17 protein-coding genes are annotated in these 22104 nt (G+C 68.9%); 4 read left to right on the top strand and 13 right to left on the bottom strand.

From position 1 onward, the window contains the following. Positions 1 to 2 precede the first annotated feature (2 nt). On the top strand, positions 3 to 734 hold the full coding sequence (gene ypfH / locus QT382_RS12650; protein WP_289254382.1) for an esterase: 732 nt from the start codon (positions 3 to 5) through the stop codon (positions 732 to 734). Between the two features lie 22 nt (positions 735 to 756). Here ypfH and QT382_RS12645 read toward each other — a convergent pair whose 3' ends face one another. Then, entirely contained in the window at positions 757 to 2463 is a 1707-nt protein-coding gene (locus QT382_RS12645; RefSeq protein WP_289254381.1) for a M14 family metallopeptidase, read from the bottom strand. A gap of 99 nt (positions 2464 to 2562) precedes the next feature. Further along, positions 2563 to 3747, bottom strand: a complete 1185-nt coding sequence (locus tag QT382_RS12640) for an FAD-dependent monooxygenase (protein ID WP_289254380.1) — start codon at positions 3745 to 3747, stop codon at positions 2563 to 2565. Between the two features lie 61 nt (positions 3748 to 3808). Between QT382_RS12640 and QT382_RS12635 the strand changes: the two genes are divergently transcribed. Further along, positions 3809 to 4789: a potassium channel beta subunit family protein gene (locus QT382_RS12635; RefSeq protein ID WP_289254379.1), complete on the top strand. Its 981-nt coding sequence runs from the start codon at positions 3809 to 3811 to the stop codon at positions 4787 to 4789. 75 nt (positions 4790 to 4864) lie between these two features. Then, on the top strand, positions 4865 to 7945 hold the full coding sequence (locus QT382_RS12630; RefSeq protein ID WP_289254378.1) for a ligand-binding sensor domain-containing diguanylate cyclase: 3081 nt from the start codon (positions 4865 to 4867) through the stop codon (positions 7943 to 7945). A 6-nt stretch (positions 7946 to 7951) separates the two neighbouring features. On the opposite strand, the gene QT382_RS12625 is transcribed toward QT382_RS12630, so the two are convergent. From QT382_RS12625 to QT382_RS12580, 10 genes are read right to left on the bottom strand one after another with little or no spacing between them, the layout of a single operon-like run. Beyond that, positions 7952 to 9178: an EAL domain-containing response regulator gene (locus tag QT382_RS12625; protein ID WP_289254377.1), complete on the bottom strand. Its 1227-nt coding sequence runs from the start codon at positions 9176 to 9178 to the stop codon at positions 7952 to 7954. Continuing rightward, the gene (locus QT382_RS12620; protein ID WP_289254376.1) at positions 9175 to 10266 is read right to left on the bottom strand and encodes a protein-glutamate methylesterase/protein-glutamine glutaminase; all 1092 of its coding nucleotides are present in this window, start codon (positions 10264 to 10266) and stop codon (positions 9175 to 9177) included. The genes QT382_RS12625 and QT382_RS12620 overlap by 4 nt, the downstream gene beginning before the upstream one ends. After that, positions 10263 to 10778: a chemotaxis protein CheD gene (locus tag QT382_RS12615; RefSeq protein ID WP_289254375.1), complete on the bottom strand. Its 516-nt coding sequence runs from the start codon at positions 10776 to 10778 to the stop codon at positions 10263 to 10265. The genes QT382_RS12620 and QT382_RS12615 overlap by 4 nt, the downstream gene beginning before the upstream one ends. 14 nt (positions 10779 to 10792) lie before the next feature. Continuing rightward, positions 10793 to 11596, bottom strand: coding sequence for a CheR family methyltransferase (locus tag QT382_RS12610; protein ID WP_289254374.1), 804 nt, complete (start codon positions 11594 to 11596; stop codon positions 10793 to 10795). Between the two features lie 18 nt (positions 11597 to 11614). Further along, a complete protein-coding gene (locus QT382_RS12605) occupies positions 11615 to 12145 on the bottom strand; it encodes a chemotaxis protein CheW (protein ID WP_289254373.1) in 531 nt (176 codons plus the stop codon). 15 nt (positions 12146 to 12160) lie between these two features. Then, positions 12161 to 13816, bottom strand: a complete 1656-nt coding sequence (locus QT382_RS12600; protein WP_289254372.1) for a methyl-accepting chemotaxis protein — start codon at positions 13814 to 13816, stop codon at positions 12161 to 12163. Positions 13817 to 13855: 39 nt separating this feature from the next. Further along, a complete protein-coding gene (locus tag QT382_RS12595) occupies positions 13856 to 16051 on the bottom strand; it encodes a chemotaxis protein CheA (RefSeq protein ID WP_289254371.1) in 2196 nt (731 codons plus the stop codon). Positions 16052 to 16073: 22 nt separating this feature from the next. Further along, positions 16074 to 16364 carry an STAS domain-containing protein gene (locus tag QT382_RS12590; RefSeq protein WP_289254370.1) on the bottom strand — a complete coding sequence of 97 codons (291 nt, stop codon included), beginning with the start codon at positions 16362 to 16364 and terminating at the stop codon, positions 16074 to 16076. Between the two features lie 10 nt (positions 16365 to 16374). After that, complete coding sequence (locus QT382_RS12585) at positions 16375 to 16743, bottom strand: response regulator (RefSeq protein ID WP_289254369.1); 369 nt, start codon at positions 16741 to 16743, stop codon at positions 16375 to 16377. 17 nt (positions 16744 to 16760) lie between these two features. Next, complete coding sequence (locus tag QT382_RS12580) at positions 16761 to 17909, bottom strand: methyl-accepting chemotaxis protein (RefSeq protein WP_289254368.1); 1149 nt, start codon at positions 17907 to 17909, stop codon at positions 16761 to 16763. A gap of 328 nt (positions 17910 to 18237) precedes the next feature. Between QT382_RS12580 and QT382_RS12575 the strand changes: the two genes are divergently transcribed. Further along, positions 18238 to 21399 carry a ligand-binding sensor domain-containing diguanylate cyclase gene (locus tag QT382_RS12575; RefSeq protein WP_289254367.1) on the top strand — a complete coding sequence of 1054 codons (3162 nt, stop codon included), beginning with the start codon at positions 18238 to 18240 and terminating at the stop codon, positions 21397 to 21399. On the opposite strand, the gene murU is transcribed toward QT382_RS12575, so the two are convergent. Beyond that, positions 21400 to 22089 (bottom strand): N-acetylmuramate alpha-1-phosphate uridylyltransferase MurU, encoded by a 690-nt coding sequence (gene murU, locus QT382_RS12570; protein ID WP_289254366.1) that lies wholly within the window; start codon positions 22087 to 22089, stop codon positions 21400 to 21402. Positions 22090 to 22104 lie beyond the last annotated feature (15 nt).

The raw sequence follows: 22104 nt of genomic DNA, 5'->3' as shown, positions 1-22104 counted from the left end.
CCATGAGTGCCGACCACGAAGTTCCTCCCCAGCGCTCGAAGGCCCTGGCCCTGCTGCCCAGCGACGCCAAGCCCGAGTTGTTGTTCCTGCTGTTCCATGGGGCTGGCGCCGATGCTGCCCAGATGCGGCCCCTGGCCAAGGCCCTGCACGAGCAGTACCCGCGTGCCGCCGTGCTGTCGCTGAACGGGCCCGAGGCCTTCGACGCCATCCCTGGCGGCGGCAGCGGCTGGCAGTGGTACTCGCTGGCCGGTGCCAACGACGAGAACCATGGACGCCGCGTGGCCGATGCGCTGCCGGCCTTCATCGCCAGCATCCGTGCCTGGGCCGAGCAGTTCGAGCTGCCCTGGCCGCGCGTGGCCCTGGCCGGCTTCTCGCAAGGCGCCGTGATGGCGCTGGAAGCGGTGCAGGCCGAGCTGGAGCTGGCCGGCCGCGTGCTGGCCTTCGGCGGCGGCTATGCGACGCTGCCCGAGCATGCGCCGGTCGATGTCTCCATCCACATCCTGCATGGCCTCGAAGACCCGGTGCTGCCCAGCGAGGACCAGGTCGATGCCGCCAAGCGCCTGGTGCAGCTGGGCGCCGACGTGACCGCCGACCTGCTGCCCGGCATAGGCCACGAACTGCATCCCGAGCTGGTCAAGCGGGCCCTGGAGCAGCTGCAGAGCTTCGTGCCGGCGCGCGTTTGGCGCGAGGCCATGCAGGCGGCGCAGGAGCTGGAGAAGGATCCCGACGCCTAGGGCCTGCGGCCGATGGCGCTCCTCAATCGAGCACCACGTCCGTCCGCACCGTGCCCGCGCGCTCGGCGCTGGCGGTCAGGGTGAGACGGGTACCGACGGGAGCCCGCAGCACCCATTCGGCCACGGCACGGTCGGCCGTGACGTCGCGGGTGGGCAGGAAGGCCAGCTGGGTCTGCCGCGGCGCATGGCCTTCCAGCTGCGGGCCTTCCAGCCTTTCCTTGCCGCTGACCAGGCCCACGGCCGGATCGCCGGCCGGCAGGTGGATCTCGAACATCACGCCGCGCACGATCTTGCGTTCCAGCGCCCGCTTGGTCACATAGGCCGGCAGGTAGCCGCTGTTGGCCACGGCCATGCGCACCCGCCAGGTGTCGGGGCCCAGGGCGCGGACCTCGGTGCGTATCAGTTCCAGCTTGGGCAGGCTCAGCGCGATCTGGGTCATCCAGGCCGGGAAGCGCGCCGCCTCGCGTTCGCGCAGCGTGGCCGGCGGATTGCGCCAGTAGTTCATCTTGTCCCAGCCACCGATTTCGACGGCGCCCAGCTGCGGATGCTGGAACGGCCGCCACTCGACGTGGGCCTGGCCGTCGCACTGCTCGTCGCTCCACTTGATCAGCTTGAGGTCGTCCTCGGCCGGATGGTCGCGGTACCAGTCGATCCACTTGCAGTTCTCGATGCCGGCCTCGCGGGCCGGCGACCACAGCTCCACCACCCAGAACAGGGCGCCCAGGTGCTCGTAGAGCCAGTCCTGGGTGCCGCTGATCACTTCCTTGGGGTGGTAGCGGAAGTCGTGCCAGATGCTGATGGCCGGATAGCCGGTGGCCTTCTCGCCCAGGGCCGAGAAGCGCTGGTAGGACCACAGGTCCTCGGGAATCATCTCCTCGTCGGGCGTCGTGCCCATGGGCCGCAGGATCACGCCGCTGTGGGTGTGGAAGCTGATGGCCGCGCCGATGTTGGGATGGCTGGTGATGAAGTCCACCATGGCCCGCACCTCGGGCTCGCTGGTCGGGTAGGGGCCGGCGCCCAGCTGCTTGTATTCCTGGCGCCAGTCGCTGGGGAAGTTGCGGTTCAGGTCCAGGCCTTCGCGGTCGCGGTTGACCACCACGGTCAGGCCATCGTGGTTCTTGACGAAGCCCTCGGGCATCAGGCGGAAGTATTCGCCGCCGAACTCGCCCGGCTCGCGCGGCACCATCAGGCGCGGGTCCTGCGGATGCTTCTTGTAGCCGCCATGCGGATCGGCGATGCGCATGCTGAGGATGCGGCCGTCGCCGTCCACGTCCTCGATGGTCAGGCCCTCGACCGGCTCCTCGTCGTAGGGGTAGGGCCGGGTCGAGCTGCGGATGTGGCGCGGCCGGTCGGCCAGGGCCAGCTCGGCGCCGTCGGGGTTGAGGCGCGGCACCATGTAGACGGTGCGGGTGTCCAGCAGCTGCGTGATGGCAGCGTCGTTGCCATGGTCGCGCAGCAGCTGGTGCAGGTAGTACAGGCAGGTGGTCGAGGCGGTCAGCTCGGCGGCGTGGATATTGCCGTCCAGCCAGAAGGCCGGCTTGTCCACGTCGGCGCCGGTGGCGGTGTTGGTCAGCACCAGCAGCCAGATGTCGCGGCCCTCGAAGCTCTTGCCGATCGAGCGCACCGAGACCAGGTTGGGCCGGGCTTCGGCGTACTCGAACAGCAGCTGGGTCAGCGCGTCGTAGCGGTAGAACTCGTTGAAGCGCGGGGTGGGCAGGGCTGCGGGCATGGATGGCTTTGCGGTCGCCCCGGTGGGGCCATGGCGGCCATGCTAACGGAGCGCCCTGACGAGGGAGAGCGGGCCTACCCTGGCGCCAACGCGACCGGCTCAGCGCCGCCCGAACATCATCTGCCTTGCCAGTGCATTCTTCAGCGGCGGCAGATGCTGCAGCGCGGCCAGGCCCAGGGCGCGGGCCGCGGGCAGCCCCGGCCAGCGCCAGCTGAAGGTTCGGGCCAGGAAGTCGGTGGTCACGATGGTGGACCAGCGGTCGGGCGCGCGCTGCCATTCGACGCTGCGCAAGGCCTTGTCCACATCGGCCTCGCGGCGCAGCGCATCGACCAGGCTCCAGGCATCGCGCAGTCCCAGGTTCAGGCCCTGGCCGGCGACCGGGTGCAGAGTCTGGGCGGCATTGCCTATGCGTATCGTGCGGCCCTCGACCAGGGTGCGTTCTGCATTGAGGCCCAGCGGGAAGCACTTGAGCGGGCTGATCGCCTGCAGGCCACCTACCTCGTCGGCCAGCAGCGTGTTGATCACGGTCAGCCTTTGCGCGTCGCTCAGCGTGGCCACCTCGTCCTCGTCCTTGGGCAGGCACCAGACCAGGGCCGCGCGGCGCTTGCCCTCGCGCGGTTTCAACGGCAGCAGGGCCAGCGGGCCATTTCGGGTGAAGCGCTCGTAGGCGACGCCGGCCGGGCTGCTGTCGGCCAAGGTGACCGTGCCGACCCAGGCGTTCTGCTTGTAATCATGAGTCAATGACTTGCGCGCCTGGTCGGCGAACACGCCGCCCTCGGCGATGACGGCCAGGTCGAAGCGCTCGGCGATGCCGGCATCGACCTCGACCTCCTGGTCCACCGGCTTGACCGCCGCCACCGGCGCGCCGAAACGGGTGATCAGGCGTTCGGGTTCGGCCGCGGCGGCCGCCATCCAGGCGGCCTGCAGCGGCGCGACCAGCTGGCCGTAGTGCAGCACCGCGCCGAGCTGCTCCACGCCCTGTTCGGCGGCGGTGATACGCACCGGCGGCAGGCCCTGCGGCGTCGGCGGCGCCTGGCTGACATGGACTTGCAGGATGGGCTCGGCATCCAGGGCCGGCCAGGCCTTGAGCCGCTGCAGCAGCTGCAGGCTGCCCAGGCTCAGCGCGAGGGTGCGCGGATCGCCCGCCACATCGCGTTCGACCGGGCGGGCGTCGAACAGGCTGATGCTGGCGTTGGGCAGGCTGCGCGCCGCATGCAGGGCCAGGGTCAGGCCGGCGGGGCCGGCGCCGATCACGGCCAGGCGAAGCGGCGGGGTATTGCTCATGCGAAAGACTATAGCCGTCGCTCTGCGCTACGCTGCGCGCTTCTCAAGAGGCAGTACCACCATGCAATACCGTCGTCTGGGCCGCAGCGGCCTGCAAGTTTCCGAGCTCTCGCTGGGCTCCTGGGTCACGTACCACAACCAGGTCGATCTGAAGGCCGCCAAGGAGATGCTGGCTGCCGCCTTTGACCAGGGCGTCAACTTCTTCGACAACGCCGAGGTCTATGCGCTGGGCAAGAGCGAAGAGGTGATGGGCGCGGCCTTCAAGGAGCTGGGCTGGGGTCGCCACCGCTACATCGTCTCGACCAAGTTCTTCTGGGGCATAGACCGCGAAGGCGTGACCACCAATTTCAAGGACACGCTGAACCGCAAGTACCTGATGCAAGCCATCGACGGCTCGCTCAAGCGCTTGCAGCTGGACTTCGTCGACCTGATCTACTGCCACCGTCCCGACCCGCATACGCCGATCGAGGAGACGGTCTGGGCGATGAGCGACATCGTCAGCCAGGGCAAGGCCCTGTACTGGGGCACCAGCGAATGGAGCGCCTCGGACATCCGCGCCGCCTGGGAGATTGCCGAGCGCCACCACCTGCACAAGCCGGTGGTCGAACAGCCGCAGTACCACCTGTTCCATCGCCAGCGGGTCGAGCAGGAATATGCGCGGCTCTACGAAGACATCGGCCTCGGCCTGACCACCTGGAGCCCGCTGGCCTCGGGCCTCCTGACCGGCAAGTACCGCAACGGCATTCCCGAAGGCAGCCGCGGCTCGCTGGAGAACATGGCCTTCCTGCGCGAGAACCTGACCAGCAGCGCCAAGAACGAGGCTGTGGCCAAGCTCGAGAAGATCGCGGCCGAACTGGGTGGCAACGTCGCCCAGCTGGCCATTGCCTGGGCCAACCACAACCCCCGTGTCTCGACCGTGATCCTCGGCGCCAGCAAGCTCTCGCAGCTGCAGGACAACCTGGGCGCCCTGGCGCTGAGCCCAAGGCTGACGCCCGAAGTGCTCGCCCGCATCGACGAGATCTGCAAGCCGCTCGCGGCCTAGCTGAGTGCCGGCATCCCACCCGTTGGTGGGGCGTCAGACGCACTGCGCCGGCAAGCCTGCGCTTAGCATCGGCGCATGCGAGCTTGCCTTCTTTGCCTGCTGCTGACCGGCCTGCTCGCGGCCGCTCCGGTCCGAGCCCAGGCCCCCGTCCCCAACCAGGCCCAACCCCATTTCGAGTCCGTTGGCGCTGACTCGATTCCGCGCGGGGTCGTGCCCTCCATGGCGCAGGACAGCGCCGGCTTCTTCTGGATCGCCACCGGCGACGGCCTGGTGCGCTTCGACGGCTACCACTTCCAGGCCCAGCAGCTGGCCGAGGGGCCGGCCGCCGAGCGCAACCTGGGCTGGATCCGCCAGCTGCTGGCCGGCCGCGACGGGCGGGTCTGGATAGGCACGGAAACGCGCGGCCTGGCGGTGTACGACCCGACCAGCGACCGGATCCAGCTGGTCCGGCCCGAGGGCGGGCCGCCGGCCAGCGCCCTTCCGACGATCCGTGCACTGGCACAGGACCGCGACGGGGCGATCTGGATCGGCAGCGTCGGTGGCGGCCTGCAACGCTATGAACCGGATGGCGGCAGCTACAGCCGCGTGCAGCTGCCCGATCCACGGGTGGAGGCCTTGCTGGTCGATCGACAGGGCCGGCTCTGGATCGGCAGCTGGCGTGGCCTGCTGCGACTGGATCCGGGCAATCGGCTGGCAATGGCCGTCCTGACCGACGAGCTCGAAGGCCGGCGCATCACCGCCCTGCATCAGGCCGCCGACGGCCGGATCTGGATTGGCAGCCAGCATGGCGACCTGCTGGTGCTGGACCCCGAGACCGGGCACCACCGGCGCCTCGGGGACAGGCCCGACCCCAGGATTGCCAGCGCCGAGGCGGTCAGCAGCTTCGCCGACGTTCCCGAGGGCCATGTCTGGGTCGGTCGGGCCTCGGGCATCGACGTGCACCAGGCCGGCGGCGCTGCGGCGCTGCTGCAACGCCTGCGCCCCGAACCGGGACGCGACGGCGCACTCAAGTCGCGCCAGGTCACTCAGCTGCTGCGCGACCGGGCCGGATGGATCTGGGTCAGCGGCTACGGCCTCGGCCTGCAGCGCTACAACCCGGGCAGTGGCGCCATCAGCGTCCTGCTGCCGCGCAGCCAGCCGGGAGCTGCCGACGTCAACGTCGATGTCCGCCATGTGCTGCCGCTGGCCAGCGGCGAGGTCTGGCTGGCCACCGAAGGCGGCGGGATCGCCGTGCTGGATTCGGGCTTGCGGCAGGTCGCCAGCTTGCGAGTCCGGCCTCAGCCCGGGGTCGACCAGCCGCAGGTCTGGGCGATGGCCCAGGCACCCGACGGCACGCTCTGGCTGGGCGCCGGTTCGGAGCTGCACCAGTACGACCGGGGCCGGCACCTGCTGCGCGTGGTCGCCCACGGCGGCGGCATGACGCGGCGCCTGCATGTGTCGGCCGACGGCACGGTCTGGGCCGGCACCGAGGACGGCCTGTACCGGCTGAGGCCGGGCGCTGCGCAGGCCCAGCGCATGGGGCTGATGGGGGGGCGTGTCCTGCCGGGCGAGGTGCACACCATTGCGGAGGCGCCCGACCACAGCCTCTGGATAGGCTGCATGCCGGGCCTGTACCGGCTGGCGGCCGATGGCGAGGCGCTTCAGCAGGTCGCCTCGCCGGCCGGGGCGGGTCTCGGCAACCCGGTGGTGCTGGGACTGCTGTTCGACCGGCGCGGCAGGTTCTGGGTCGATACCGCGGTGGCGGGCCTGCATCGCGCCGAGGACTGGCGCAGCGGCGAGCTCCGCTTCACCCGCATCAGCGAGCGCCATGGCGTGGTCGGGCGGCCGTTCGGCGCCAATCTGCTGGAGGACGAGCGAGGACGCATCTGGACCCACATGTATGTCTACGACCCCGACGCCGACCGCATGGACGAGCTCAGCGCGGCCGACGGGGTCAGCTTCGGCACCGGTTGGTTCCAGTCCTTCGGCAAGCATCCCGACGGCCGCCTGCTGTTCGGCGGCAGTCGCGGCCTGCTGGTGGTGCGGCCCGAGCGTTTCGAGCCTTCGACCGACCAGCCGCCGCTGGTCGTGTCAGAGCTGCGCATCAATGGTCAGCCGCAGCCGGCTGCGCCCTTGCTGCAGGGCCTGCGGCTGGAGCCTGGACAGCGCAGCTTCAGCATTGCCTTCGCGGCGCTGGACCTGAGCGAACCCCACCGCAATCGCTATGCCTACCAGCTGCAGGGCTTTGATCCCGACTGGATCGCCACCGGCGCCGATTTCCGCGTGGCCAGCTACAGCAATCTGGCGCCGGGTCGCTACCTGCTGAAGCTGCGCGGCAGCAATCGCAGCGGGCTGTGGAGCCCGCGCGAGCTGGCCATCCCGGTCGAGGTGCTGCCGGCCTGGTGGCAACGCTGGTGGGCCAAGCTGGGCCTGGCCGTCCTGGGGCTGGCCGTGCTCGCGGCCATCGTGCAATGGCGCACCCGCCAGTTGCGCCGACAGCAGCAGCAGCTTGAACTCAAGGTGCGCGATCGCACCGTGGAACTCGAGCAGGCCAGCCTGACCGACCCCCTGACCGGCCTGCACAATCGCCGCTTCCTGGCCCAGCACATCGCCACCGACGTGGCCCTGGCGCGGCGCCGCTACCAGGACTGGAGGCCCGACCAGCCGCCGCCGCTCGAGGCCGACCTGATCTTCCTGCTGGTCGACATCGATCATTTCAAGTCGATCAACGATAGACATGGCCATGCCGCCGGCGACGCCGTGCTGCGCCAGATGCGCGAACGCCTGCTGTCGGTCTGCCGCGAAAGCGACTACCTGGTGCGCTGGGGCGGCGAGGAATTCCTGCTGGTGGCTCGTGGCAGTTCGCGTGCCCATGCCGGCGATCTGGCCGAGCGGGCTCGCCGGGCGGTGGCGGAACGGCCCTTCGACCTGTCCGATGGCCAGGCGCTCGTCGTCCACGCTTCTGCCGGTTTCGCCTGCTTCCCGCCGGACCTCGCCCATCCGGCCGCCCACAGCTGGGAGGCGACCGTCAATCTCGCCGATGCGGCGCTGTACGACGCCAAGGCCCGGGGGCGCAATGCCTGGACCGGCGTGCTGCGCGCCGAGGGCGGCCAGGCCGGTCGTTCGGCCGCGACCTGGCTCTCGTCAGGCGAGCTGGCGGTGCTGCGTTCGACCTGAGCCTGCTCAGTCGCCGCCGCTGCCGTCCGCCAGGCCGCGCAGCCGTGCGCGGTTCGCGCGGGCCCAGGGGATCAGCTCCTCGGCCGGCATGGGCCGCGCGACCAGATAGCCCTGGGCCACGTCGCAGCCCAACTCGCGCAGCAGCTGCCAGTCGGCCACGGTCTCCACGCCCTCGGCCACGGTGGCAATGCCCAGACGCCGCCCCATGTCCAGCGAGCTGACCAGGATGGCCCGGCGGTTGGCGCGCTCGGCCGCGCCGTCCACGAAGATGCGGTCGATCTTCAGCTCGGTGAACGGGCTGCGCGACAGGGTCTGCATCGATGAATAACCGATGCCGTAGTCGTCCATGGACAGGCCGAAACCCTTGAGCCCCAGCCGTGCCAGATTGGCCAGCGCCTGGCTGCTCATGATCATGGTTTCGGTGACCTCCCAGGTCAGCGAGCGTGGCGGCACCTCGTAGGCCTGGACCAGGGCCATCAGCCGGTCGACGAAGCCCTGGTCGGCCAGGTCGTCGGCCGAGAGGTTCAGCGACAGCGTCAGCGAAGGCAGGGCGCGCTGCCATTCGCGCAGCCAGCGCAAGGAGTTCTCGACCATGACCAGCGTGAACTGGGCCATCAGCGGCGAGCCCTCGACCACCGGGATGAAGGCGCCGGGCGGTACCAGGCCGCGCTCCGGATGGCGCCAGCGGGCCAGGGCCTCGACGCCCTTGACCAGGCCGCTGGCCACCGCCACCTTGGGCTGGACGAAGGGCAGGAACTGGTTGGCCTCCAGGCCGGCGCGGATCTCGTCCAGGCAGACCTCGGCGGCGGCCGGTCCGCTGCGGCGCTGCGGCTTCTGCTCGGCGCCGAGCAGCATGCGCGAGAGCGCCTCCGGCGTCACCGGCTTGGTCAAGGTGCCCAGCAGGTGCAGGCTGCTGCTCTCGGCGGTCAGGCTCTCGACCGTCTCCAGCAGACGCGGGTCACGCGCACTCATCGCAATCAGGTTGTCCACGTCGCTGCGCTCGGCCAGGCGGCCTATCAGTTCGATGCCGTCCATGCCCGGCATGTCGATGTCGGTCAGCACCAGGTAGACGGACTGGTCGGGATGCTGGTCCAGCACGCGCAGCGCATCGAGGCCGTCGCTGGCCTGCAGCACGGTGCCGAAATGCAGCTGCTGCATCAGGTTGACCAGGTGGTTGCGCTGCACCTGGCTGTCTTCAACGACGAGAACCACGCGGTCATGCAGCTCCGTCATCGCAGGCCTCCCTTGCTGGAGACCGCCTGGATCTCGCGCTCAATCGCTGACAGCGGCACGATCTTGTCCACGCCGCCGCGCTTGATCGCCTCCTTGGGCATGCCGAACACCACGCAGCTGGCCTCGTCCTGGGCCACGGTGAGGGCGCCGGCCTGGTGCATCTCGAGCAGGCCGGCTGCGCCGTCGTCGCCCATGCCGGTCATGATGATGCCCAGCGCATTGGCGCCGGCACAGCGCGCCACCGAGCGGAACAGCACGTCGACCGAGGGCCGGTGACGGTTGACCACCGGGCCGTCCACCACCTCGACGAAATACTGGGCCCCATTGCGCTTGAGCAGCATGTGCTTGCCGCCCGGCGCTATCAGGGCCCGGCCCGGCGCGACCCGGTCGCCATGGACCGCTTCCTTGACCGTGATCTCGCAGATCTGGTCGAGTCGCGCGGCAAAGGCCGCGGTGAACTTCTCGGGCATGTGCTGCACGATGACGATGCCGGGGCTGACGCGGGGCAGGGCCGTCAGGACTTCCTCCAGCGCCTGGGTGCCGCCGGTCGAGGTGCCTATGGCCACGACCTTCTCGGTGGTCTGCGCCATCGCGCGAGCCTCGCTGGCCGGAGGCAGGATGACGTCGGCCGTGTTCTTGGTACGGGCCTGCGGCGGCGGCGCCGTGGCGCGCGCGGCCAGGCGGCTGACATTGGCGCCGGCGGCGCTGCGCACGGCGGAGATCAGCTCGGAGGCGTTGGACTGCAGGAAGTTCTTCAGGTCCAGCTTGGGCTTGGTGACGATGGCAACGGCGCCGGCCGACAAGGCTTCCATCGTGGTCTGTGCGCCCTTCTCGGTCAGCGTGGAGCAGATCACCACGGGCGTGGGCCGTTCGGCCATCAGCTTGCGCAGGAAGGTGATGCCGTCCATGCGCGGCATTTCCACGTCCAGCACGATCACGTCGGGCCACTGGGTCTTCATCCGCTCTATGGCCATCAGCGGGTCGGAGACCGCATGCAGCAGCTCGATGCCGGGCGCGCGGTCCAGCAGGCCGCCGAGCACCTGGCGCACCACCGCCGAATCGTCGACCACCATGACCTTGATCGTCATGACGCGTACTCCCTGGCCATGCGCTGCCCGTCCTCCGGCTTGCCGTGTCGGACCCAGACCTCGCCGTTGCGCACATGGAAGACTATGCGCCGGTGGCCGGCATCGAACAGGCTTTCGGAAACGATGCGTATCCGGCGCTTCATCAACATGGCCTTGGCGGCTTCGCCGTTCTTGCGGCCTATGTCGGCCACGGGCCGACCCGGGCGCGGCTCGAACATTGCACCGCCGCCGAAGACCTTGGCCTCGCAGTCCTCGGCGCGGGCGCCCAGCTGGCGCAAGTCTTCCAGCATCAGCTCCAGCGAGTCCTCGGCATAGCGGCCGTTGGGCGGCAGCCCCCGGTCCAGGTTGGAGCCTGGCAGCACGAAGTGCGACATCGCCCCCACCCGCAGCTGCGGCTGCCAGAGGGTGACCGAGACGCAGGAGCCCAGCAGCGTGCCTATGCGCAGCCGCGCATCGCCGGCTGCATGCTCGCCGGGCAGCAGGTAGACCTTGATGACGCTGGATTCGGGCATGCAGGGGCTCCGGCTCAGCGGCGTTGGTAGATCGAGGGCCGCAGGGCGACCACGTCGTCGCTGACGTCGTTCAGCGTCTCGGAATGACCGACCAGCAGCAGGCCGTCCTCGCGCAGCTGAGGCAGCAGCCGGGCCACGACGCGGCGCTTGGTGTCGGTGCTGAAGTAGATCATCACGTTGCGCAGGAAGATCAGGTCGAAGTTGCCGATGGCGGGCAGCGGCCGGTCCAGGTTGATCTGCATGAAGTTGACCCGCTGGCGCAGCCCTCGTTCGACCAGCATGGTGCCGGCATGCTCACCCGTGCCCTTGAGGCAGAAGCGCTTGCGCAGCTCCAGCGGAATCTGCGTGGTGCGGCTTTCAGGATAGTGGCCTATGCGGGCCCGCTTCAGCACCTTGGTGGAGATGTCCGAGGCCAGCAGCTCCCAGGGCAGGTCGGCCTGCAGCTCGGCCAGCACCATGGCGATGCTGTAGGGCTCCTCGCCGGTGGAGCAGGCGGCGCTCCAGACGCGCAGCGGACGGCGCTGCTTGCGGGCGGCTTCGGCGCGCTCGCGCAGCAGCTCGAAGTGGCGCTGCTCGCGGAAGAAGTAGGTCTCGTTGGTGGTCAGCAGGTCGATGGCCTGCTGGATTTCTTCCGGATTGCTCTGGCTGGCCAGCAGGCTGAGGTATTCGGAGTAGCTCTGCAGCCGGTGGTGGCGCAGCCGCTTCTCCAGCCGCCCGCTGACCAGGGCCTTCTTGGACGGACCCAGGGTGATGCCGGCCGCCTCGAAGATGAAGCCCTGGAAGCGTGCGAACTCCTGGTCGCTGATCTCGATCACCATCGGTTCGCCGTGCTCCTGTCAGGCCTGCGCGAGGCGCACCAGCTGCTCGCTCTGCAGGGCGCCGAGTTCTTCCATCGACAGGACCTGCTGCACATCCAGCAGGATGACGAAGCGCCCCAGCACCTTGCCTATGCCGGCGACGAAGCTGCTGGCGATCTTGAGGCCGAAGGACGGCGGCGGCTCGATGTCGCTGCCGGCAATCTCCTGCACCGAGCTGACCGAGTCGACCACCACGCCAATGACCTGCTGCTCGCCCTCGTTCTCGATCTCGACGATCACGATGCAGGAGCGCCGGCCTATGGTGCTGGGCGGCTTGCCGAAGCGCACCGCCAGGTCCATTACCGGCACGACCGAGCCGCGCAGGTTGATCACGCCGCGTATCGTGGCCGGCATCATGGGCACGGGCGTGACGCCGCCGTACTCGATGATCTCCTTGATCGAGAGAATGCCTATGCCATAGGTCTCGTCGCCGAGCGCGAACAGCAGGTACTGGGCGGACCCGGCCATGCCGGCCAGGCCCGGACGGGTAGCGAGGGCGTTGTTGCTCATCGCAGGCTCCGCGGCTCAGTACTTGGTGAACATGGATTCGTCGGGCTCGACGTCGCTGAACGCCGACTTGCCATCGCTGGCCGAGGGTGCATGGGCCGCAGCCCGTCGGCCGCGCGAGCCGCCGCCGCTGCTTCGGCGCGGCGCCGCCATGCTGCGGGCAGCGCTGCCGGACACGCGGAAGAAGGAAATGATGGTCTGCAGTTCCTCGGCCTGGCTGGACATCTCCTCGGCCGTGGCGGCCAGTTCCTCGGAGCCGGCGGCGTTCTGCTGCGTGGTCTGGCTGAGCTGGCTGACGGCCGAGTTGATCTGGCTGACGCCCGAGCTCTGCTCTTCGCTGGCGGCGGTGATCTCCTGCACCAGGTCCGAGGTCTTCTTGATGTTGGGCACGATCTCGTCCAGCAGGTGGCCGGCGCGCTCGGCCAGTTCCACGCTGTTGGTCGCGACCTCGCCGATCTCCTGGGCCGCGACCTGGCTGCGCTCGGCCAGCTTGCGCACCTCGGCGGCCACGACCGCAAAGCCCTTGCCATGCTCGCCGGCGCGGGCCGCCTCGATGGCGGCGTTCAGGGCCAGCAGGTTGGTCTGGTAGGCGATGTCGTCGATGATGACGATCTTCTTGGCGATCTGCTTCATCGCCGACACCGTGGACTTGACCGCCTCGCCGCCCTCGGCGGCCTCGGTGGCGGCCTTGGAGGCCATGGCGTCGGTGACCTTGGCGTTCTCGGTGTTCTGGGCGATGGAGGCGGTCATCTGCTCGACCGAGGCGCTGGTCTCCTCGACGCCGGCCGCCTGCTCGCTGGTGGCCTGCGACAGCGACTGGGCCGTGGCGCTGACCTGCTCGGCCGCGCCGGTGATGCCCTCGGCGCCATTGCTGACCTCGGACACGACCTGCGACAGCTTCTCGACCATGACCTTCATGGCCGCCAGCAGGCTCTTGTGGTCACCCGGCTTGGTCTGGATGTCCACGGTCAGGTTGCCGGCCGCCACCTCGCGCACCATGTCGGCCGCATAGTCGGGCTCGCCGCCGAGCTGGGCCAGCAGGTTGCGGATGATGAAGAAGGCCAGCAGAACGCCGATGGCCAGGCCGCCGACGATCAGGCCGATGTTGAGCTTGGTGGTCGATTCCGACTGGGCCACGGCGCCCTTGAACTCTTCCTCGGCCACGTTCTCCTGCAGCTCCTGCAGCTTGCCCAGCGCGGCTCGCGCGGTGCGGAACTGCTCGTCGGCCGCCTGCATGGTGGCCAGGGCCCCGGCGTTGTCGCCGGCCTTGTGGGCGGCCATCACCTTGCCGCCGGTCTCGCGGAAGGCGTTGTAGGCCGGCACGAAGTCGTCGGCCAGCTTCTTTTCCTCCGGCGTCAGATAGGTCGCCAGATAGGCCTTGATGTTCTTGTCGTAGTTGCCATCCTCGCGCGTGATGCGCTGGAGCAGCGGTTCGGCCTCGGCCGCGCTGGTGGCACGCGCCAGCTTGAGCAGGTTGACCCGAACCTGGTAGGCGGCGTCCATGATCTTGCTCAGCTGCACCAGCGCGACCGTCCGGTCCTCGTAGACCGTCTTCAGCTTGGCATTGCTGAAGTCCATGCCGCGCAGGCCGGCGAATCCGATCAGCAGCATCGCGATGGCCATCACGGCCACCAGGATGCTCAGGCGCCAGGCCACAGTCAGTTTGTTCAGCATTCGAGGTCTCCTAGCTTCTTGGTTGGCTCGCTCAACGCCTCAATGGGCCTTGGGTTCGTGGGTCAGGGTCTTGGCATGGTGGCGGTGGCCGGTCTGGTGCAGCAGGGCTGCGATGTCCAGGATCAGGGCCACGGCGCCGGTGCCCAGGATGGTCGAGCCGCTGATGCACTTGACCTGCTGGAACACCTTGCTGAGCGGCTTGATCACCGTCTGGAACTCGCCCAGCAGCGCGTCCACCACCAGGCCGGCGCGCTGGCCGGCGTGGTGGATCACGACCACGCTCTGGCGCCGCACCGGCGCGGCCTCGATCTCGAAGAAGTCGCGCAGCTTCACCAGCGGCAGCACCTCGCCGCGCAGATTGCAGTAGTCGTGGCCGGGCTCGGTGCTGAATTCGATGCACTCGTGGATCATGTCCAGCGGCACGACGAAGACCGAGTCGCCGACCTTGACCATGAAGCCGTCGATGATGGCCAGGGTCAGCGGCAGGCGCACGCTGACCGTGGTGCCGGCGCCCTCCTGGCTGCTGATGCCCACGCTGCCGCGCAGGGCCTGGATATTGCGCTTGACCACGTCCATGCCCACGCCGCGGCCCGACAGGTTGGTGATGGCCTCGGCGGTGGAGAAGCCCGGCTCGAAGATCAGCTCGAACACCTCGGAATCGCTCAGCTGCTCGCCCGGCTCGACCAGGCCGCGCTCGATGGCCTTGGCCAGGATGCGCTCGCGCTTGAGGCCGCCGCCGTCGTCGCTGACCTCGATGACGATGCTGCCCGAGTCGTGGAAGGCGTTGAGGCTGACCGTGCCGCGCGGCGGCTTGCCGCGGGCGTCGCGGATCTCGGCCGGCTCTATGCCGTGGTCCATGGCATTGCGCACCAGGTGCATCAGCGGGTCGCCGATCTTTTCGACCACGGTCTTGTCCAGCTCGGTGTCCTCGCCGCTGACCGACAGGGCGATGTCCTTGCCCAGCTCGCGCGCCACGTCGTGAACCACGCGCTGGAACTTGCCGAAGGTGGCGCCGATCTTGACCATGCGCAGCTGCAGGGCGCTGTCGCGCACCTCCTGCACCAGGCCGGTCAGTCGCGAAGTGGCCTCGATCAGCTCGCCGTCCTGGCGCTGGCGGGCCAGCAGGTCGGTGCTGGCGCCGGCAATGATCAGCTCGCCGACCAGGGTGATCAGCTGGTCCAGCCGGTCGGCGTCGATGCGGATCGAGCGGGCCTCGCCGCCGGCCTTGCCTTCGCGGCCCTTGTTTTCGCTGGCCTGCTTCTGCTTGTTCAGTGCCGCCTCGACCACGGCCGGCTGCACCGCCTGGCTGTCCACAAGGATCTTGCCCAGCGGTGGCGGCGGAGCTTCGGGCTGGTCGTCCTGGGCTTCGGCCTGCAGGTTCAGTGCCACGTCCAGCTCGCGCTCGGTGACGCTGCCGCAGGCGACCAGGATCTCGCCCAGCCGGGCCGGCTTCTCGGGCAACTCGTTGATCAGGGCCACGAACTCGGCGATGCGGCTGCGCGGCGGCACGATGCGCAGCGCGCAGTCGTCGCGCACGAACTCGAACACGCCCTCGATGGTGGCCTTGTCGGTGCTGCTGGCGAAAGCGATCTCGAAGCCCAGGTAGCAGGACTCGGGATCCATCTGGGCCGGCTCGGTGGGCAGGGCGTCGGGCAGGGTGGCGATGCCCACGACGCGGCCCAGCGTGCCCAGGTAGCGGATGAAGGACAGCGGGTCCATGCCGTTGCGCAGCACGTCGGCGCCGAAGCGCAGCGAGATATGCCAGTGGTCGGCCGCATCCTCGTCGCGGGCGATGCGCTCGACCTGGGCCTCGCCCGGCAGGTTCAGCGATACGGCGCCGTCGTCGTGTTTCAGGTAGCGACCCAGCTGGTTGACCAGCAGCGTGGACTGGGCCTGCTGCTCGGCACCGTCGAGCTGGCCGGCCGCGATGGCCTCGACCATCTCGTTCAGATGGTCGCAGCAGGACAGCAGCAGCACGACCAGCTCGTCGTCGATCTGCACCTTGCCGTCGCGGACTTCGTCCAGCACGCTCTCGGCCACATGGGTGAAGGCGACCACATGGTCCAGGCCGAACAGGCCCGAGCTGCCCTTGATCGTGTGGGCGGCGCGAAAGATCGCATTGATCGCCTCGCCGTGCTCGCCATGCTGGTCGAGGTTGAGGAGTGCGTTCTCCATGTCGGCGAGCAGCTCGCGGCTCTCGGCGATGAAGGTCTGCAGGGCGGCGTCAAGATCCATGGGGCGTGGCTTCCGGCGGATTTCAGACGTTCTGCGGGATCACCAGCGGATCCCCGAAGAAGGCGGCGACGTTGAGCAGCTCGAATACCTCGACCACGGCCGGGCTGTGCGACAGCAGGTGCAGCTCGTGGCGGCGCTGCACGGCCAGCTGCTTGAGCAGCATCAGCAGCTGCAGGCCGGCGGAATCGAGCTCGCTGACCTGGGACAGGTCCAGCTCCAGCATGCCGCCGCAGTCGTCCAGGGCGCGCAGCAGCTCGTCCTTGAGCTCGGCCGCGCGGTAGATGGTCAGCTCGCCGCTGAGGGTCTTGAGCATGGCGCGGTCCTCAGGGCAGGACCAGCTTCTGCACCGCGCCCAGCATCACCTCGGGCCGGAAGGGCTTGACCACCCAGGCCTTGGCGCCGGCGGCCTGGCCCTCGGCCTTCTTGCCCTCGGCCGACTCGGTGGTGAGCATGATGACCGGCGTGAACTTGTAGGCCGGCATCTGCTTGACCGCCTTCAGGAAGGTGATGCCGTCCATGTTGGGCATGTTGACGTCGCTGATGATCAGGTGGACCTTCTGTCCGGTCAGCTTGGCCAGTGCGTCGCGGCCGTCGCAGCCCTCGATCACGTCGTAGCCGGCGCCACGCAGCGCGATGCCAACGACCTGGCGCAGCGACGCCGAGTCATCGACGACCATGATGGTCTTTGCCATATTCGATTGCTCTCTGTTCAGAAGAAGGTGATTTCGTCGGCCGGCTGCGGCTGCGGAGCCGAGGCCTTGCCCTTGTGGACGGCACGTTCGTCGGCCATCGCATAGGTCTTCTCAAGTTCGGCCAGCAGGCCGCGCGCATCGACCGGGTCCAGCCGCCTGTGCAGCTCGTAGTGCAGCTGGCTGCCGGCCAGGGTCGACTGCAGCTGCTCGATGTTGTGCTTCACGTGGCTCATCACCTGGCTGATGCGGTCCTGGAACTGCAGGTGGACCAGGGCTTCGCTGATCTCGCCCTGCAGGTAGTCGCGGCTGCTCTTGAGCTCCTCGGTGTTGGCGACGAGGGCGTTGGTGGTCTGGCGCAGCTCGTCGAGCACGGTGCTGATCGAGGCCTCGGACTGCTGGATCGAGCGTTGCTCTTGCGCGGCCGACTGCTCGGCAGCGCCGCAGGTGGCCACGATGGCGCTGCTGATGGTCGAGACCTTGTCGGCGATGCGCTTGCCGGTCTCGGCCGAACGGTTGGACAGCATGCGGACCTCGGCCGCCACCACGGCGAAGCTGCGACCCTGCTCGCCGGCCCGGGCCGCCTCGATGGCGGCATTGATCGCCAGCAGATTGGTCTGCTGGGCGATCAGGGCGACCTCGGTCGCCATGTCCTGCAGCTCGATGGTGAAGCGCTCCAGCTCCTTGATCTTGGCCAGCATCGCGGCCTTGTCCTGCATGGCCGCCTTCAGCGAGGCGACGACCTCGCCCAGCTGCTGCTCGCCATGGGCGAACACCGCCACCAGGCCGCCGCTGCCGCCGGCCCCGGCATCGCTGATGCGCGCGGTCTGGTGCAGCTGCTCGACGATGCCGCCGAAGCGCTGGGCCAGGGCCGCGACCGCGGTTTCCATCTGGGCGCGCGAGTTCTCGATGTGGCCGCTCCAGACCGGCAGCAATTGTTCGCCCAGCTGCTGCTGGCCTTGCAGGTAGTCCTGCACCTGGCCAGACAGTTCGTCGGGGCCTGAGCGATTCATGCGCCAGACCAGCGCGCCGCCGGCCAGTAGCAGGGCGCCGGCGATCCAGCCGAACATCCCGAAGCCATTGCCATAGAGGCAGGCCAGGGCGCCCAGGGCGCCAAGCCCCAGCGGGGCGAACTTGGTCCAGCGGCTGTCTTGCGCTGCAACGGTCACGGCAGTACTCCCTGAGGGGCCAGCCCTCACTGCGTCGTTACAAAATGGGACAAAGGTAAGCGAGCTTACGGCGCATCGAATGGAATTAGTTCACAAATTTTCGAGCTTTCTTGCGATGTGAGTCAGCAAAGTGCGGTACGCGGCACCCAACGTCGAAGCCTGGTGCTGGCGGTATCCACGAACCCTCAGGGATCGCCCTGATGGTGGCCCAAGTCCTGGTGGCTGGCTCGCTCCGATCAAGACATCGCTTGTTCAATTTGCGCCACGCTTGCCGCGGTGTCCTCGCCCCGGTGCGAGCTGCGCTCGGGGCTCGGCTAGGATGTTTGCAATGCGCCGTCTCCTTGCCATCGTCGTCAGTCTGGCCTTGAGTTGCGTGGGCGGGCCGGTTGCGGCCGACTTGCCGGTCGAGCCGCGCTTCGAGTCGGTGGGCCAGGCCAGCGCCATCCCGTCGGGTGTGGTCGCCGCGCTGGCGCAGGACAAGTTCGGCTTTTTCTGGATTGGCACAGGCGCGGGCCTGGTGCGCTACGACGGCTACAGCTTCAGGGTGCAGTTGCGCACCGAGGGCGAGAAGGCCGGCAAGGGCCTGGGATTTGTACGGGCCCTGTTTCCGGCCGAGGACGGCCGGCTCTGGATCGGCACTGAATCAGACGGCCTGGCCGTCTACGACCCGGCGACCGAGCGGGTGCAGGTGTTTCGCAGCGAGGCCGACAAGAGCGACAGCCTGGCGCCGGGCACGATTCGCGCGCTGGCCGAGGATCGCCAGGGCGGCATCTGGGTCGGCACCATCGGCGGTGGCCTGGACCGTTTCGATCCGGCGAGCAGCCGCTTCGAGCACCACCGGGCTGGCGCGGGCGGACTGCCCGACGACCGGGTGCAGGCGCTGCTCGTCGATCGCGGCGGTTCGCTCTGGGTTGGCAGCTGGAAGGGCCTGTCGGTACGCAGGCCCGGCAAGCAGGGTTTCGAGAACGTGCTGTCGGCGCCTGGCGAGCCGCTGCACGACCGCATCGTTTACGCACTGCACCAGGCCGAGGACGGTCGCCTCTGGATAGGCACGCAGCAAGGACAGCTGCTGGTGCTGGACCCTGCCACCGGTCAGGCCCAGCAACTGGATCGGGAAGGAGAACGGGGCACCGTGGCCTCATTCGTGCGGGCCAGCGATTCGGAGCTTTGGGTGGGCCGCACCGGCGGCATCGAGGTGCGTGGCAATGACGGCCGGCTGCTGCGGGTGCTGCGCCACAGCCCGCGCAACCCGGCCAGCCTTGCCGGCAACGAGGTCCGCGCACTGTTGCGCGACCGCTCGGGCTGGCTCTGGGTAGGCGGGTATGGTGGCGGCCTGCAGCGGCATGACCCGGGCAATCGCAGCATCTGGGTACAGCGCGAGGCCGAGGGCCATGGCGGCGTTTTCGACGATCCCAATGTCCGCAGCGTGGCCCAGCTCAGCGATGGCGAGACCTGGGTCGGCACGACCGAAAAGGGCGTAGCCATCTTCGACCGGGAAATGCGCCTGGCGCGTTCGCTGCTGCCGGCGCCGGGCCGGGCCGGCGGTCTTCCCAATGGCCGCGTCGGCGCCATTGCACAGACCAGCGACGGCGTGGTCTGGCTGGGCAGCGATGCCGGCGTCCACCAGCTGAATGCGGCACGTACCCAGGTGGTGATGACGCTCAAGCCGGGCCAGGGCCGCGTTCGACGCATGTTTGCCGGCAGCGACGGCCGGCTGTGGATCGCGACCCAGGACGGGCTCTACCTCTACGAGCGCGGCGCCACCCAGCTCAAGCGCCTGTCGATGGCCGGCGGACGCATGCTCAGCGGCGACGTCAATGCGTTGACCGAGGCGGCCGACGGCGGCCTTTGGGTGGGTACCGAGAACGGCTTGTTCCGCGTGGCGCCGGGCGGGGTCGAGCTGCTGCCCGTGCAGGCGCGCGCCGGCCAGGAGCTTTCGCATGTCTCGGTGGTGGGCCTGCTGGTCGACCGCCAGCAGCGGCTGTGGGTCGACACGGCCATAGGCCTGCACAAGATGCTGGAATGGGACGGCCGCCTGGCCGCCTTCGACCGTATCAGCGAGCATCACGGCATAGGCGGCCGTGCCTTCGGCGCCAACCTGATGCAGGACAACCGGGGCCGCATCTGGACCCAGCACCACATCTACGACCCCTTGAAGGATCAGGTCTATGAACTGACCGGCGCCGATGGCGTGGATATCGGCACCGGCTGGTTCCGCGCCTACAGCGCCACGCGTGACGGCCGCATGCTGTTCGGCGGCAGCCGCGGCCTGCTTGTTGTCAATCCCGACCTGTTCGACGGCTGGAACTTCCAGCCACCGGTGGTGCTGGCCGAACTGCGCGTGGATGGCCGGCGCCAGGGCCTGGGACAGGCGGCTTCCGGCCTCTCGCTCAAGCCCGGCCAGCGCAGCTTCAGTGCGGAATTCGCCGCGCTGGACTACAGCGATCCGGCTCGCTGCCGCTACCGCTACAAGCTCGAGGGCTATGACAACGACTGGGTCAACACCGGGGCCGATTTCCGGGTGGCCAGCTACAGCAACCTCAGCCCGGGGCAATACCTGCTCAAGGTGCGCGCCACCAACCGCAGCGGGGCCTGGAGCCCGCAGGAGCTGATGCTGCAGGTCGAGGTCCTGCCCAACTGGTGGCAGACCTGGTGGGCCAATGCCGTCTTTGCGGTGTTGGCCCTGCTGGCCCTGCTGGGCGTGATCCAGCTGCGCACCGGCTACCTGCGCCGCCGCCAGCAGGTGCTGCAGGACATGGTGCGCAACCGCACGGCCGAGCTGGAAACGCTGTCGGCCACGCTGCAGGTCAAGAGCGCGGCGCTGGAGGAGTCGAGCCTGACCGACCCGCTGACCGGCCTGCGCAACCGCCGCTTCCTCACCCAGCACATCGAGTCCGACGTGTCGCTGACGCTGCGGCGTTACGAAGACGTTGCCCATGGCCATTCGCCCCCGCAGGACGGCGACCTGATCTTCTTCCTGGTCGACATCGACCACTTCAAGTCGGTCAACGACGAATATGGCCATGCCGGCGGCGACGCCGTGCTGGTGCAGATGCGCGAGCGGCTGCAGCCGGTGTTCCGCGAGGCCGACTACCTGGTGCGCTGGGGCGGCGAGGAGTTCCTGATCGTGGCCCGCGCGGCTTCACGCGAGCATGCGATGGAGCTGGCCGAGCGGGCCCGCGCCATGGTCTCGGACACGCCCTTCAAGCTGCCCGGCGGTGCGCTGATCTCGCGCAGCTGCTCGGTCGGCTTCGCGGTGTTCCCGCTGTCCAAGTCGCGGCCAAGGGCCGTGGACTGGGCCGGCGTCGTGACGCTGGCCGACGGCGCGCTCTACGCCGCCAAGCGGGCCGGCCGCAATCGCTGGGTCGGCGTGCTGGGCATAGACGAGGCCCTGCAGGTCGCCGAGATGCAACGCCGCGCGCGCGCCTCGGCCAGTGACTGGCTGGAAGATCCGGCGATCAAGGTCGTCCGCAGCCAGCCCCAGGCTTGATCAGGCATTCAGTTCGGCCAATTGCTTCGGCGTGCCCACGTTGACCCAGGGCCCACCGTAGAGCTCGGCCGTGACGCGGCCCTGGGCGATGCCATGGTCCAGCGCCTTGCGCATGCGGGCCCGTTCGCCGCTGCGAATCACCTCGAACAGGGCCGGCCGGTACAGGCCGATGTTGGCGAAGACCTGGAGCGGCCCGCCATCGGCACGGGCATGGCCGCCGGCATCGATGGCGAAGTCGCCCTGCGGATGCAGGGTCTGGGTGGGCACCATCCACAGATGGGCCAGTCGGTCGGAGGCGAGAAATTCGGCGGCCACCTGGGCCCTGAATTCGAAGCCGGGCATGTAAATGTCACCCGACACGGCCCAGAAGGCCTGCTCGCCCTCGGCACACAGTTGCGGCAGGGCGGTGGCAATGCCGCCGCCGGTCTCCAGCGCGCCGCCGTAGGCCTGCTGCTCGAAGCTGTAGTGCAGGCGCAGGCCCCAGCGGCGGCCGTCACCGAGCTGCGCGGGGAACTGCTCTTCCAGCCAGGCGCAGTTGACGACGATGTCGCGCACGCCGGCCCGGGCCAGGGCCTCGATGTGCCACTCGATCAGCGGCTTGCCGTGCACTTTCAGCAGCGGCTTGGGGGTGGTGTCGGTCAGCGGCCGCAGACGCTCGCCACGCCCGGCCGCGAGGATGATGGCTCGCATGGGCCGGCAGTGTAG

This window comes from Pelomonas sp. SE-A7 (assembly GCF_030345705.1).
Classification (GTDB): domain Bacteria; phylum Pseudomonadota; class Gammaproteobacteria; order Burkholderiales; family Burkholderiaceae_C; genus JAUASW01.
Note: the sequence above shows the minus strand (reverse complement) of the source record. Positions and strands in the feature narration are given on the sequence as shown.

What these genes read in the sequence shown, in the direction of transcription:
- QT382_RS12600 (WP_289254372.1), bottom strand. Translation starts at nt 13,816, where the DNA reads ATGCTGAACAAACTGACTGTGGCCTGGCGCCTGAGCATCCTGGTGGCC.
- QT382_RS12615 (WP_289254375.1), bottom strand. Translation starts at nt 10,778, where the DNA reads ATGCCCGAATCCAGCGTCATCAAGGTCTACCTGCTGCCCGGCGAGCAT.
- ypfH (WP_289254382.1), top strand. Translation starts at nt 3, where the DNA reads ATGAGTGCCGACCACGAAGTTCCTCCCCAGCGCTCGAAGGCCCTGGCC.
- QT382_RS12625 (WP_289254377.1), bottom strand. Translation starts at nt 9,178, where the DNA reads ATGACGGAGCTGCATGACCGCGTGGTTCTCGTCGTTGAAGACAGCCAG.
- QT382_RS12575 (WP_289254367.1), top strand. Translation starts at nt 18,238, where the DNA reads ATGCGCCGTCTCCTTGCCATCGTCGTCAGTCTGGCCTTGAGTTGCGTG.
- QT382_RS12620 (WP_289254376.1), bottom strand. Translation starts at nt 10,266, where the DNA reads ATGACGATCAAGGTCATGGTGGTCGACGATTCGGCGGTGGTGCGCCAG.
- QT382_RS12610 (WP_289254374.1), bottom strand. Translation starts at nt 11,596, where the DNA reads ATGGTGATCGAGATCAGCGACCAGGAGTTCGCACGCTTCCAGGGCTTC.
- QT382_RS12640 (WP_289254380.1), bottom strand. Translation starts at nt 3,747, where the DNA reads ATGAGCAATACCCCGCCGCTTCGCCTGGCCGTGATCGGCGCCGGCCCC.
- QT382_RS12590 (WP_289254370.1), bottom strand. Translation starts at nt 16,364, where the DNA reads ATGCTCAAGACCCTCAGCGGCGAGCTGACCATCTACCGCGCGGCCGAG.
- QT382_RS12595 (WP_289254371.1), bottom strand. Translation starts at nt 16,051, where the DNA reads ATGGATCTTGACGCCGCCCTGCAGACCTTCATCGCCGAGAGCCGCGAG.
- QT382_RS12635 (WP_289254379.1), top strand. Translation starts at nt 3,809, where the DNA reads ATGCAATACCGTCGTCTGGGCCGCAGCGGCCTGCAAGTTTCCGAGCTC.
- QT382_RS12605 (WP_289254373.1), bottom strand. Translation starts at nt 12,145, where the DNA reads ATGAGCAACAACGCCCTCGCTACCCGTCCGGGCCTGGCCGGCATGGCC.
- QT382_RS12630 (WP_289254378.1), top strand. Translation starts at nt 4,865, where the DNA reads ATGCGAGCTTGCCTTCTTTGCCTGCTGCTGACCGGCCTGCTCGCGGCC.
- murU (WP_289254366.1), bottom strand. Translation starts at nt 22,089, where the DNA reads ATGCGAGCCATCATCCTCGCGGCCGGGCGTGGCGAGCGTCTGCGGCCG.
- QT382_RS12645 (WP_289254381.1), bottom strand. Translation starts at nt 2,463, where the DNA reads ATGCCCGCAGCCCTGCCCACCCCGCGCTTCAACGAGTTCTACCGCTAC.
- QT382_RS12585 (WP_289254369.1), bottom strand. Translation starts at nt 16,743, where the DNA reads ATGGCAAAGACCATCATGGTCGTCGATGACTCGGCGTCGCTGCGCCAG.